We start from the raw sequence: 13,811 nt of genomic DNA on the forward strand, positions 1-13,811 counted from the left end.
CAAAAGAGCAGTTCGCATCCAAAGCATAAAACGAGTAGCAGTGCGAACGGTCATAATAGCTATCATTAAAAAAAACGGGTCCTCTATGAGGGACCCGTTTTATTTGCTGCCTTTTAATAATCGTAAGCCATTCAAAATGACAAGAATCGTACTTCCTTCATGGCCAATAACACCGAATGGAAGAGCTAAAAATTGCAAGAAGTTTGAACAAATTAGCATGGCAATAACGGCTAGCGAAAAGATTACGTTTTGCTTCACAATACGGTTCATTCGTTTTGATAAACGAATTGCTTGGGAAAGACGAGATAGTTCGTTCTTCATCAGTACAACATCCGCAGTTTCTAAAGCTACATCTGTTCCTTCTCCCATTGCGACACCAATGCTAGCAGTAGCTAGTGCAGGTGCATCATTTATACCGTCTCCGACCATTGCTACTGTACCGTATTTTTCTTTTAACTTTTTAATCGTTTCAACTTTTGTTTCTGGTAAACATGATGCGTAATATTCCTTTATATTACTTTCAGAGGCAATTGCTTTTGCCGTTTCTTCATTATCTCCAGTAATCATAATTGCTTCGACACCAATGCTTTGTAATTCACGAATAGCAGCTATTGTTTCTTGGCGAAGCGTATCTTTTAAAGCGATAAGTCCAAGAATGCCTCCCTCATCACTAATATAAACGACAGTTTTACCTTCCTTTTCAAGTGAGGCAGAAATACCATTATGAAATGTTTTTGTTTCTTCACCGATAAAATCAGCTTTACCTATTTTATAAGCGTTGTTTTCGAATATTCCTTTTAGCCCAAAACCAGTTACATCTTCAACCTTTTCAGGTTTTTTTAATGTAATGTCGTACGCATGTTGTGCATATTTAACAATAGATGCAGCCAAAGGATGTGTAGAGTGACTTTCAATGGATGCTGTAATAGAAAGTACTTCTTTTTCTGTCATATTTTCTCGAACATATACATCTGTTACGCTAGGTTTTCCTTCTGTTAATGTTCCTGTTTTATCAAAGGCGATTGCTTTTACTGAAGCGAGGCGTTCTAAATGTATGCCACCTTTAAAGAGAATTCCATTTCTTGCTCCGTTAGAAATTGCAGATAACGTTGCTGGTGTAATGGCAGCAACGAGTGCACAAGGAGATGCGACTACAAGTAAGATCATAGCGCGATAAAACGTTTCATTCCAGCTCCAGTCAAGTAAGAAATGAGGAACGAACATCATAAGCGCAACAACGAGTAGTACACCTTTTACGTATGTTCCTTCAAACTTTTCGATGAATAGTTGTGATGGTGATTTTTCACTTTGTGCACTTTGGACGAGACGGATAATTTTTTGGAATAATGTTTGATCGCTTGGCTTCGTAATTTTAACTTCGATAGCACCACGTAAATTTACAGTACCTGCAAATACTTCATCGCCATGTCTTTTCTCATTTGGAATAGGTTCTCCCGTGATTGCTGCTTCATCAATATTTGTTTCACCGTTATGAATCGTACCGTCAGCGGGAACACGTTCACCTGGTTTAATTAAAATAATGTCGTTAATTTGTAACTCTCCAACAGGAACACGTTCCTCCGTTCCGTTGGAAATGCGTAATGCTTCTTCGGGTTGTAAGTCAAGAAGAGCGGAAATTTCTTTTTGGCTCTTACTTAATGTATAAGATTCCATAGCACCGCTGAGCGCAAAGATAAAGATTAAGATAGCCCCTTCTGCCCAGTAGCCAATAATTGCAGCACCAATAGCTGCAAAGAGCATTAGCATTTCAACATTTAGCTCTTTTTCTTCAATCGTATCTTCAATGCCTTCTTTCGCTTTTGCATATCCACCAACTATATAAGCAAGGATATAGCAAGTAATACCTACATTCATTACATCGTTCTTTGTGAATAACCAGCCAACTAAAATAAAAATACCAGATGCTACTGCAAATACAAGTTCATAATGTTTTTTTAATGTGTCCCATAAAGAGGGATGAGAAATTGGTTCTTTTGACTGTAACGTTTTTACTTCTGAGTTCATTACTACCCGCTCCTTCCGCATTCTTATTGAGAAAAATAATCAAAATCGAAACCCCTATAAAACGACGAAAGCTGCCATCCATAATGGATAGCAGCATTTCTGTTGAATCTGTTTTTAATAGTTCTTATGTTGTAATTATTCTATAGTATATCATATGTTTTTATGAGATGGTACGGTTTTGTTTCAAGTATAAACGGAAAACTTGTGTTTTCGCAACTCCTCTGGTATATATGAATATTGTTCATAAAAAGATCGGAAAGGAAGACAACAAGTGAAGACAGAGAAAATTTTTACCCATCCGATTGGCGTATTTATTGCTGCAATAGTAGCAACTTTTTTATGGGGAAGCGCATTTCCTTTTATTAAATTAAGTTATGTTGAACTTGGAATTCAACCACAAGAAGTTGGAGAGCAAATATTATTTGCCGGTTATCGTTTCTTTTTATCTGGAGTCATGCTCTTATTATTCTTTAAAGTGTTAGGAAAAGATATGAGCTTCAAAAAAGGAACAGGGAAACAGTTAATACAAATTGGTTTATTCCAAACGTTTCTTCAATATATCTGTTTTTACATTGGAATGAGTTATAGTTCAGGAATTGAAGGAGCTATCATTTCAGGAACATCATCATTCTTTCAAATTTTACTCGCCCATTTTTTATATAAAGATGATGCTCTCAATATGAGAAAATTAATTGGGGTATCTATTGGTTTTTGTGGCGTCATTTTAGTAAATGTGCCGAGTGATGGTAGCTTATCATTTCATTTTGGGATCGGAAGCTTATTACTTCTTAGTGCAGCAATGCTGTATTCATATGGAAACATATTAGCAAAAGAAGGTAGTAAAACATTAGATATTGGTTATATGACAGCATACCAAATGATTTTTGGTTCTACAGGATTATTATGTATAGGGGCTTTACAAGTTGGAGTCATGCCATTTACATTTAGTCTACATGCACTACTTATGCTAATTTATTTATCTTTCTTATCTGCAGCTGGTTTTTGCATTTGGAATACAATTATGAAGTATAACAAGGTTGGAAAAGTATCTATGTATATGTTCTTTATACCCGTATTTGGTGTGTTATTATCGAGCATGATTTTAGGTGAAGCAATTCATTCATTTGTGCTACTCGGTTTAGCATGTGTAGCCGCGGGAATCATTGTGGTAAATAGGACACCAGCTAAGCAAAAAATGGAGCAAGAAAAACAAGTAGCATAGAGAGCAGAAAAGCGATTACAATGGAAGAACAGTACTGTTCTTCTTTTTTTATAGAAAAAGGATAATAGACTAAGTGTAACGAAAAAAGATACAAAAAGCATTTATTGAGGAGAAAATATTATGAATCTACTTTACGTGGTGTTAATTGGGCAAATATTTCTTTTTTTTATTGGTGCAATTTATGCAATGGGGCAGACAAAAAGAACGAAAGATAATATGCCGTTACCTTTAGCAATTCGTCTTATTCTTAGTTTTTCTTTAACAGGTAGTGCAATTTGCATATGGTTACAAGATCCATCTGTAGAGTATAGTACGTGGGTTGCACTTGGTATGACTTTATCAACTGTGGGAGATTTGTTTATGGCTGGGCTGATTCCAATTGGTCATCGATTAATTGGAGGGATGGTTACTTTCGCTGTTGCTCATTGTTTTTATGTAAAAGCATTTTTGCAAACAGGAATTTCATGGAATGGTTTTTGGATTGGCTTACTCGTATATGGGCTCTTTCTAATTGTAGGATGGTTCTTCTTTATCCGAAATGATAAACAGGATAAGTTGTTTACGATAGGAGCTCTAATTTACGGATTGTGGGTTGGAGGAATGGCTTGCTTTGCATTCGCCTTATATTATGAAAATACAGGGATATGGTGGATACCAGCGTTTGGTGGCTTACTGTTTGTAATTTCTGATTTCATTATTGGCGTGACAGATATCGGAGGGCGTAAATTGAAGTATGAGCCACTTTGGATTTGGTTTACATATGTAGCTGCTCAAATGTGTATTATATATGTGGGATTATAAAAAGATACTCTCAAAATAGTGGATAGACTATTTTGAGAGTATCTTTTTTGCTTGTTAATTTAATCAGTATTTTTATTTTAAAATTTCTAATATTGTAATTTTATAATTCAGAATTTTGTAGAAAATCATCAGTCGTATTATTTATAATAAAAGTAAAAAGATGATGAGTTGGTGAAATGATGCAAAAGAAAAAACGTTGGCGTGAATTCTTTGGAACTATTGCAATTGCATGTTTATTGGTGTTTTTGGCGAAATTTTTTGTGTTTTTTCCGACGACTGTAAAAGGAGCATCTATGAGGCCAACGTTGCAAGATGGAGATAAGGTGATTGTTAATAAGTTAGCAAAACAATTTGAAAGCTATGGGAGAGAAGATATTATTGTTGTGAAAACAGATAATTTTTATGTCAAAAGAGTGATTGGATTGCCTGGAGATATAATTGAGATGAGAAATGATCAATTATATGTAAATTCTGAAGTGAAAGATGAAGAGTATTTGGATAGTAATAAAAAACAAGCAGAAAAAAAACTTATGAATTTAACAGAGGACTTTGGACCGATTACAGTTCCTAAAAATAAGATTTTTGTTATGGGAGATAATCGCTTAATAAGTAAAGATAGTAGAAATGGTTTAGGTTTTATTGATAGAGAAGATGTGTTAGGAAAGTTAGCAGGCATTTATTATCCGTTTGAACATATGAAAATAATAAAGTAAAAAAAACCAAGCAAATTTTAGTTTGCTTGGTTTTTTTGTTAAACAATAGGAGATTCGTTTGATACAAAGATATCTTCATGTTTCTTTGTAGTACTTAAAACAAATTTATGTTGTAGTAATTGTAGTTTAAATAACGCCAAAGGATCATGATATGTTTCTGGATTGCTTCTTAGCGTCGCTAATGTTTGCTCGTCTTCCTGTATCTCAAGTTGAGCTGCATCTACATTTTGTTTCAATATATTAAGTGGATCTTTGAAGAACATCATGATATCACGTTCTAATGCACCTTCAAATACTTCAAATTGAAGGAAGAATTGTTTGGAAATTGTGTGAGCAATTTCTGTATAGTCTTCTGTTTCAATATATTGTTTATATTTGTTGGCGAGCATAGATTGGTTTTTTTGCATATTACCAAATAATTTTCCGGCACTTTTTAAGAAAAACTGTGTCGGTGTAAAGCGTAATAAAATATTGATGTTCGTTACTGTAATTCGATTTGTCATTCGTGCAACATCTCGATTCCAATCATCTAATAATTTGAAATCGCAAGGAAGTTTCATACGTTCTTCTTTATATAATTTATTAAACGTTTCACTCATTTCATCTAAATAAGCTTGAGCTTGAATAAATTCATTATGTGCTGTTTCAATCCATTCTTGAATAGACCCAGTAAATTTAGGAAGAAGTACCTGTTGTACATGCTTTTGAACACGTTCATTCATTGCAGCATTTAATTCTTCATGAACTAGTTTGAAATCACTATCTTCTTGAACAAGATCAGAGCAACTCTGTAATAATTCAGGAATTTGAGAATGTATATCTCGTGTAATTTCTTCTTTCGTTAAAAGATAGGATTCGGTAATAGAGCGAATTTTATCTTTTTCAAGAGCAGTAAGGTTATTAATAAATCCAGTAAGTTTCACTGAGATGTGTTTATTCCAGCGTACGGATTTTACTAATGTATTTTCTAATTCCACACGTTCATTTATGAGATAAGCAATTGTCTTTTGTGTAAACCATATTAGCTTTTCTATACGTTCTTTTTCTATATCGCGTTTTGCAAGATTAGAGAGAATAGATTCTGTTACATCTCCAAGTTGCTGGCTACTCTCTTGCGAAGGAGAGTATGGGAAGAATTGTGCATCTGGAAAATGTACTTTAAGTTTACTAATTAGTTTTTCATTAGTAGTCGTATTATTTGTGTGTAATACGAAGTGAATTTGTAAGTTTGGTACTTGTTCACGTAAATAAATTAATGTATCAATTTCTTTACTATGCAATGGTGAAGAAGAATTTAATACGTAAACAAGACTATCTGCTGCTTGTAAGTATTCAAAGTATACATTGTTTTTATCCAATTGCTCTTGAATGGATGGTGTAAGAAGAAATGTAAACTTATTTTTTCTTAAAAACCTACTTGGTAGCTTAATTTCTATACATTTTTTCTCAAGTTCTGACTGAGCAGATGTAGCCGTTATTTGATGGAATTCATCAAGGTTAGGGATATTTCGTATATCTAACTCGGTAAATTCTGTTATTTCAGTTTGACTAGCGTCTTTAAATAGAATAGGAGTTGTTAAAGTTTCAGTTAAGATGTTCTCTCCCAATATTGAATTAACAAATGATGTTTTATCATGGTCACTAGTTCCAGCTATTAGTAGTGGTGTGACATTTAAATCACATAGTTCATGGACTAGTAGCGTAAATTGATGACTTAAATCTACATCATTTTTCTCAGCCCATACAGCGATTGTTTCGAATAAATGAGAAACTGTTTCCATATTTACATCTGCTTCAGCTGATGTATTAGAAAGTAAGGATCCAGCACTTTTTACGAGTAATGATTCTAAAGTTGTAGGTGAGACTTCATTCCATGCTAACACTGCTGCAGAGACAACTAGAGAATCTTTTGCTTTCGTTAAACTAAACCAATTTGTTAATAAATTTGGTACAAGTCCGTTTAATTCATGCATAAAATGATTTCCGGTAATTAATGCAAAGTATGTTTCTTGATAGCGAGTAGAAATTTCATTCCAATCGTCATTATTGTCTGTTTCAATATGCAAGAATAAATGATTAATACTTTGAATCCAAGGAAGGTATAAGGATTCATGTTGATAGCTATTCCAAAGAGCAATAACAAGCTCTTTAAATTGAGCTTGATCAACAGCATATAGAGCTTTTAAAGACTCATAGAAATATTCAGGCTTAATATTTTTTGTAAATCCTTTGTTTATGTAATTTATTAACGTATCAAACCAGTGTAAAGATTGTGTTCGAATACCTTCTTGAACAGCTAGTTCGATAGCGTTGTTCCAATCTTCTTGTTTTTCATAGAAAGAACGTGCAATTGCAGTAATATTTGGATAATCCGGTTGGAATGCAACAGCTTCACTAATCGTCTTAAAAGCGAGTCCTAAACGATCTTGTTCGATATAAAGAGAAAGAAGTTGTAAGGAAACCTCCATCGTAAGAGTTGTATCTTCCGTTTGAATAGATTGATAAATTTCTTCTGCCTTTGGTAAGAATCCTAGTTCAAAATAAGCATCTGCAATATTTTTTGTCGCCCAAAGTGCAAGAGCATTATTTACTTTTTCCCATTTAAATATAGCTGCTTCAAAATCTTTATTTTGATAATAAAATTCACCTTGAGCAAATCGAATATTAGAAATGTTGGAGAATTCATTTTTAGATTCATTTATATATGCTTCACCGAGTACTTCGGATGCAGGAGTAGAAGTTTCTTCTGTTAAAAATGTTTTATAGTAAACTTTTTGAATAAATTGATTTTCAATGGTCATGTTCGTTCCCCCCTGTATAATTTAGAAAAATGATGTCGTATGTAAAAGGGTGTATGTTCTTTTAATAGGTAGAAGTTGCATTATATAGACCAAACTATGTTTTTGCTAGATATATCATTTTTCTTGAGAGTTAAACCGTTGCGAAAAGTAACTTTCCTTTATTGTAACAAAAAAACACGCATATGAATTTTTATTTTTTATCGGGTTATTTGCGGGCAGTAAGAATCTAATCTCAAAATTGTTGAATGTAAGTAAGTTATGTGGGAGTCGGGATGTCTGTAGAAGCAAGATTGGCATAGGTTAATAATTAGTAGAGGATGAACAAAACTCCCACTGATTAAAGTTTCACTTTATCTTTGTTAAAGGAAAGAATAGAAGTAGAGTTCATTATAAAAACAATGTATAGTGAATATGTATACCATGTTTGCCTTAAAGATAGAAAGGGTACAATGTGGAATAACGATCGTGCATAGGATGTGTCTTCCGAATGGAACAACATATTGGCGAGTTAATCGCGCATTATGGCTATTTTGGAATTGTTATAGCTTTGGCTGGTGGGATTGTCGGATTACCGATACCAGACGAGTTTTTATTGACCTTTGTTGGTTATAATGTTTCAAAAGGAGTTATGTCAGGAACTGCTGCTTTTTTAAGTGGGATGGCTGGTGCGATGTTAGGGATCACGTTAAGCTACATATTAGGTTTAAAACTTGGGCTCCCTGTTTTAAAGAAATATGGGCCGAAAATTAGAATTAAAGAACATCACATTGAAAAAACACATATTTTATTTGAAAAATATGGGCCATTTCTTTTAATGATTGGTTATTTTATACCGGGAGTACGTCATTTAACGGCATATTTTGCTGGGGTATCAAATTTGACACTTTGGCGTTTTTGTTTGTACGCTTACGGTGGTGCGCTCATTTGGATAAGTGTTTTTATTGGGCTTGGCTGGAAGTTAGGCGAGAAGTGGCGCTTCGTTGAGTATAGTTTACATCATTATGGAATATGGATTTTATTAATTTCAGCAGTTGTTACATGTGTTGTATGGTTGTACATAAAGAAAAAGAAAAACCGCTAATAGCGGTTTTTTTAGCTGAAAGCAATAAATAATACACCAGCTGTAATAAAGACTACACCAACACCGGTCATAAAGTTTAACTTTTCACCGAGGATAATCATAGCGAGAATGATAGAAAATACGACGCTTAATTTATCGACAGGAGCTACTTGTGAAACCTTTCCTGTTTTGAGGGCAAGAAAATAAAATAGCCATGACGAAGCACCTGCAACCCCACTTAATGTGATAAATAGCAGTGCTTTTTTATTTAGCAGTACGTCGCCGATATTTTGAAATTTACCTTGTATGATAATAACGCCTATCATAAATAATGCCATAATAATAGATCGAATTGTTGTTGCAACGTTTGCATCGATTCCGTCTAAACCAAACTTTCCAAAAATAGATACAAGGGCAGCAGCAATTGCTGATAATAGTGCAAATAAGAGCCACGAACTCATAGTAAAATTCCTCCAATCTTACAGTATTATACATGAAAATGATTCTCATGTATAAAGTTGAAGCAATTGAGCTTTATAGGAAGTGCGACTTCAACTTAACTTCTTGCTCCACCTGAATTTTAAGGTGGGAGTTTTACTGCCTGTAAATAGTGGGCTAAATAACGAAATAATCCCCACCTTATATTTTTAATAAGGTGGGGATTATTATACTACTCTGCAATTTCCTCATATAAAAAGTACGTTACATTATAAATATGTTCTACTTCATCGTCTGTCATAAACAATAATTCGTCACGCTCAATCCCTTTTTTCTTTTCAATAAACTCAATCATATTTTTGCGTTCTTCTCTCTTCATCAATTTTATTTCTCCCCTCAATCTGTTTTAATACAGTTTATTTAAGTTACTGCTATTATATAACAGAATCTTTGGAAAGTTCCACCTATTTTATTATTTTTTTTAAAAGAACTTTTCGACAAAACAAGCCCACCTAAGGGGGGGGCTTGTTTTATTTTATAGTCGTAAAAACTCAGGCTCCGTCGTACCCGCACCATCAATGTAATAAATTGTGTCGGGATTGATTTTGATCAATACGTAATTAGGGTCTTCAGGACCGAGTAACCAACGTTTTAAGCTATTATTCCAAAACTTGTTTTTTAATGTTGAGTCTTCCTCGATTGAAGCTAACCCTTCAACTTCAATATAATCTTCATCTAATTTTTTTCCTTCTCGTCCGAGTAGTACATGGACATTAGGATTTTGTTCAATATCTGTTATCTTTTTTGATTGTCGATCTGTTGCAACATATAGTACAAAATCTTCATGGAAAAACATCATAAAGGCGCTATGAGGTTTCTCATTTCGTACTGTAGATAATACACCAGTACGTTGACCTTGAATAATAGTTGCGATTTTTTCTTTTAAGTGCATAATTTTAACCCCTTTTCACAATTTATAATTCTGTCTGTTTAAACAAGATAATTTAAATATCTTTCATACTGTTTTCTTCAATCCGATTTTTTAAACGTAATTGTGATGAAATCGGACAAGTTAGGAGAAGAATAATAATAATATTGAGGAGAAATACATACGATGGAAGGATGAAAAGCATGTTTAATAAAATATTTCTTATAGTAGCGCTTATAGGTGTACCACTATCTGTACTTGGAAAAACACTTCATTGGCCAGAAACAATTATGTTCGCTGTGTATTGTATTACGATTATCGCATTAGCTGGTTTTATGGGGAGAGCAACAGAGAGTCTAGCAATTGTTTCTGGTCCTAGAATAGGCGGATTATTAAATGCTACTTTCGGTAATGCTGTTGAACTTATCATTTCAATTTTTGCACTTCAAGCAGGGTTAATTGAAGTGGTGTTAGCTTCTTTAACCGGTTCTGTACTTGGAAATTTATTATTGGTAGGAGGGTTATCTTTCTTTGTTGGAGGTCTTAAATACAAAAGACAAAGTTTTAATGTATATGATGCAAGGCATAATTCAGCTTTATTAATATTTGCTGTTGTTGTGGCCTTTGTTATTCCAGAGATCTTTTCAATGAAGATGGACGCTGGCAAGACGTATCAATTAAGTATAGGTGTTTCTATTATTATGATTATCATGTACCTTGCTGCATTACTATTTAAGTTAGTTACGCACCGTGGTGTATATCAACATAAAAGTGACGAAGTAGCGCATGAAGAAGAGCCAGAGTGGTCAAAAGGGAAGGCGCTCCTTATTTTAGCGATAGCAACACTGGCAGTAGCTTATGTGTCAGAGGCACTCGTACATACTTTTGAAACTGTTGCAAAGTCATTTGGTTGGTCAGAGTTATTTATAGGGGTTATTATCGTTGCGATTGTTGGGAATGCAGCGGAACATGCGTCTGCAATTATTATGGCTTATAAAAATAAAGTGAATATTGCAGTCGAAATTGCAATAGGCTCTACATTACAAATCGCCATGTTTGTTGCTCCTGTATTAGTATTGCTATCTATGTTCTTCGCGCAAAGGATGCCTTTAGTATTTACTATACCAGAACTTGTGTCTATGATTACAGCCGTTTTCTTAACGATTGCGATTTCCAATGATGGAGATACAAACTGGTTTGAAGGTGGCACTTTACTAGCGGCGTATGTCATTATGGGAATTGGTTTTTATTTATTATGAAAAATAGGCATAACAATTGCGCTCAGAGAAAACAATAAACGAAGTAGTATATATACCTACATAGGAAGGAGCCAGACAGGTGAAACGAGTATACAGCATATGTCTTTCAACTATGGTCTCGTTTATTTTATTATTTCCTAACATGAGTTTTGCAAAGACAACAGTAGGAACAAAAATGCCTTCATCTGTTTTAAATATTTCAAAAGACAATACATTTCCAAATGATGCGCAAGATTTGCCACGTTTACAACCAAGTAAATTTGCTCAAGAGCTATTGAAAACGGCTAATATTAAAATTGAAAATCCAGACTTAATTCGGATGTTTAATGAAACGACAATTTCAAATGCGCCGCTTGCAGTAGGGTATCGGGCAAAAATTTATTTGGGTCAATGGGCTTTACATTATGAATCAGTAGACACATCGATTAATTGGGAATATAAACAAGTGAATCGAAATGTGTATGATAATCGCGGAGGAGACCGTTTATATCCACTTCGCTATAAGCAAGAAACACAAAAGACGGTTGAAGGCGATTTAACAGCAGATATGAAAGATGCTGCAGATGTGAAAAAAATGATGCTTCTCAAAGCACTTGAAAAAGTACAATTACCCCTTTCGTTTAAAACGACCATTGGTTATGGTACTGGACATGAGCGTGTGTATAATATTAGTCCGAGTCAACTCGGATATTTATACGCTTATACACCAGCAGTAAATGAAAAAGGAAAAGTAACATTTGGAGAAGTGTATCTTGTATTAAAGGGAAATCAAAAAAGACTTGTTGTGAAAAATATTACTTCTCAAGGAATTGGAGCTGCTATTCCAATTCATGATCATTTGTATTTTAAATTCATTTCTTCTTCCCACTCGCAATAACATGAAAAAACGTCAGCTTATAAGCTGACGTTTTTTTATAATGTAATGTTTGCTGTTTTTGATAAGAAATCTTCTGTCGGATAGTAGCTGTTTTTTACAAGAACATTTGGTCCAAGACATTTTACTGCAGGACAGTGACAGCTTAATGATTTTGCAGTTTTTGAAGCGCTCCATTTTTCATACGCTTCTTGTAATGTGTTTGTTTGTATGTTTCCTAGAAGTGGAACATCACCAAAATCAGTAACGATAATATTGCCATCAAAAATATTTACATTTAAGCGTGAACGACCATCTGGATCGTTACGAACAGTTACATTTTTGCTCCCTTGTAACTTTTTAAATGTGGCAATGTCTCGCTCGTCATCGCTACAAGCATAGAAAGGTAAAGTTCCAAATAACATCCATACATTTTCATCGCGAATTTCTAGTAAATGCTCAATCGCATCACGAATTTCAGCTTTTGTTAAAATCTCTAGATTACTCGCGAAGTCACTTGGATACATTGGATGAACTTCATGACGTTTACAGCCCATCTCTTCGACGATTTGGCGGTGAATATGTTCAATATGTGGTAGAGTTCTTTTGTTTAACATTGTTTCGGCAGATACAAGTACACCTGCATCTGATAGAGCCTTACTATTTGTAATCATTCTTTCGAATAATTTTGCACGTTGTTCGTAAGTAGGCTTACGCTCCATCATTGCAAATCCGCCTTCAACGAAGTCATCAATTGTTCCCCAGTTATGAGAGATATGCAATACGTCTAAATAAGGAATAATCTGTTCGTAACGTGCTAAATCTATAGTTAAGTTAGAGTTGATTTGAGTGCGAACGCCTCGTTCATGGGCATATTTTAAGAGTGGTGTTACATAGTTGTCGACGGATTTTTTTGAAAGCATAGGTTCTCCGCCAGTAATACTTAAAGAACGTAAATGAGGAATCTCATCTAATCGTTTTAATAAAAGATCCATCGGAAGCGGATTTGGGTCTTTCGGCTGTAACGTGTAACCAACAGCGCAATGCTCACAGCGCATATTGCATAACGTCGTCGTTGTAAATTCAACATTTGTTAATAGTAGTTTGCCGTACTCTTCAAGGTCCATATACGCTTCCCATGGATCGTAAGAAGGAGTAATCGGCTTCATTTTTTGTGATATCGTCATATGAAATACTCCTTTGACTATTGAAATAACAATTTGTCCATTCTCTATAATAGAAGAATATGTGCTTTTTATAAAGTGAAACTTTTTAGCATGAAAAGAGAGAGGGCTTACATTATAGTGGATGACTGTGACAAAATTGATGAAATTTCATGCCCATAGCAATCGTTTTTGCGGTATAATAAAAGCAACTCGAATTAAAAGGAGAGTGCCTTCATGGGAAAAGCAATTCAAGATAAAGATACACAATTAGTATATTTAAAAGAACGTTTAAATATGTTCATTGAAGTAATTGATACAATTGAACCCGAAGAAGTAGAATTAGAAGATGTAGATCGTCTTCTTGCAATGTTAGATGAATTAGAATTAAAATGTGAGCAATTTAAAAAAGACGAATAATATATTAAAAAGGCTACCAATTCCAATTTGGTAGCCTTTTTCTGTTCGGGTAATAGAAGGACGATAGAAAAAGAGGTATAATCAAGTTGTGAAAAATTTCATTTATGCTCTAATAGCGTGAAATAAAT

Annotated in this window: 13 protein-coding genes; 7 read left to right on the forward strand and 6 right to left on the reverse strand. The window is 34.1% G+C overall.

The features are described from left to right. Positions 1-99: 99 nt before the first annotated feature. Entirely contained in the window at positions 100-2,025 is a 1,926-nt protein-coding gene (locus BHV55_RS02445) for a heavy metal translocating P-type ATPase (protein WP_070758075.1), read from the reverse strand. Positions 2,026-2,296: 271 nt separating this feature from the next. Between BHV55_RS02445 and BHV55_RS02450 the strand changes: the two genes are divergently transcribed. From BHV55_RS02450 to lepB, 3 genes are all read left to right on the forward strand, one after another. Next, on the forward strand, positions 2,297-3,247 hold the full coding sequence (locus BHV55_RS02450) for a DMT family transporter (RefSeq protein ID WP_000845729.1): 951 nt from the start codon (positions 2,297-2,299) through the stop codon (positions 3,245-3,247). A 120-nt stretch (positions 3,248-3,367) separates the two neighbouring features. Next, the gene (locus BHV55_RS02455; protein ID WP_001051073.1) at positions 3,368-4,048 is read left to right on the forward strand and encodes a lysoplasmalogenase; all 681 of its coding nucleotides are present in this window, start codon (positions 3,368-3,370) and stop codon (positions 4,046-4,048) included. A gap of 176 nt (positions 4,049-4,224) precedes the next feature. After that, entirely contained in the window at positions 4,225-4,761 is a 537-nt protein-coding gene (gene lepB / locus BHV55_RS02460; protein WP_000983302.1) for a signal peptidase I, read from the forward strand. A 38-nt stretch (positions 4,762-4,799) separates the two neighbouring features. On the opposite strand, the gene BHV55_RS02465 is transcribed toward lepB, so the two are convergent. After that, complete coding sequence (locus BHV55_RS02465) at positions 4,800-7,562, reverse strand: tetratricopeptide repeat protein (protein ID WP_070758077.1); 2,763 nt, start codon at positions 7,560-7,562, stop codon at positions 4,800-4,802. Positions 7,563-8,049: 487 nt separating this feature from the next. On the opposite strand from BHV55_RS02465, the gene BHV55_RS02470 reads away from it, so the two are divergent. After that, positions 8,050-8,643, forward strand: a complete 594-nt coding sequence (locus tag BHV55_RS02470; RefSeq protein ID WP_000434878.1) for a DedA family protein — start codon at positions 8,050-8,052, stop codon at positions 8,641-8,643. A gap of 11 nt (positions 8,644-8,654) precedes the next feature. Here BHV55_RS02470 and BHV55_RS02475 read toward each other — a convergent pair whose 3' ends face one another. The 3 genes from BHV55_RS02475 to BHV55_RS02485 all read right to left on the reverse strand — a co-directional run bounded on the left by BHV55_RS02475 (position 8,655) and on the right by BHV55_RS02485 (position 10,012). After that, entirely contained in the window at positions 8,655-9,083 is a 429-nt protein-coding gene (locus tag BHV55_RS02475; RefSeq protein WP_000100296.1) for an EamA family transporter, read from the reverse strand. Between the two features lie 209 nt (positions 9,084-9,292). Continuing rightward, a complete protein-coding gene (locus BHV55_RS02480) occupies positions 9,293-9,439 on the reverse strand; it encodes a BH0509 family protein (protein WP_000817786.1) in 147 nt (48 codons plus the stop codon). Between the two features lie 156 nt (positions 9,440-9,595). Further along, positions 9,596-10,012: a pyridoxamine 5'-phosphate oxidase family protein gene (locus tag BHV55_RS02485; protein ID WP_000550220.1), complete on the reverse strand. Its 417-nt coding sequence runs from the start codon at positions 10,010-10,012 to the stop codon at positions 9,596-9,598. Between the two features lie 179 nt (positions 10,013-10,191). On the opposite strand from BHV55_RS02485, the gene cax reads away from it, so the two are divergent. Continuing rightward, positions 10,192-11,247: a calcium/proton exchanger gene (gene cax, locus BHV55_RS02490; RefSeq protein WP_000482133.1), complete on the forward strand. Its 1,056-nt coding sequence runs from the start codon at positions 10,192-10,194 to the stop codon at positions 11,245-11,247. A gap of 79 nt (positions 11,248-11,326) precedes the next feature. Then, positions 11,327-12,124, forward strand: coding sequence for a YfkD famly protein (locus BHV55_RS02495; RefSeq protein WP_002102695.1), 798 nt, complete (start codon positions 11,327-11,329; stop codon positions 12,122-12,124). 35 nt (positions 12,125-12,159) lie between these two features. On the opposite strand, the gene yfkAB is transcribed toward BHV55_RS02495, so the two are convergent. Then, on the reverse strand, positions 12,160-13,287 hold the full coding sequence (yfkAB, locus tag BHV55_RS02500) for a radical SAM/CxCxxxxC motif protein YfkAB (protein WP_070758078.1): 1,128 nt from the start codon (positions 13,285-13,287) through the stop codon (positions 12,160-12,162). 213 nt (positions 13,288-13,500) lie between these two features. On the opposite strand from yfkAB, the gene BHV55_RS02505 reads away from it, so the two are divergent. Beyond that, on the forward strand, positions 13,501-13,683 hold the full coding sequence (locus tag BHV55_RS02505) for an SE1561 family protein (RefSeq protein ID WP_000513558.1): 183 nt from the start codon (positions 13,501-13,503) through the stop codon (positions 13,681-13,683). Positions 13,684-13,811 lie beyond the last annotated feature (128 nt).

The sequence above is a fragment of the Bacillus sp. RZ2MS9 genome, assembly GCF_001816185.2.
GTDB lineage: Bacteria > Bacillota > Bacilli > Bacillales > Bacillaceae_G > Bacillus_A > Bacillus_A cereus.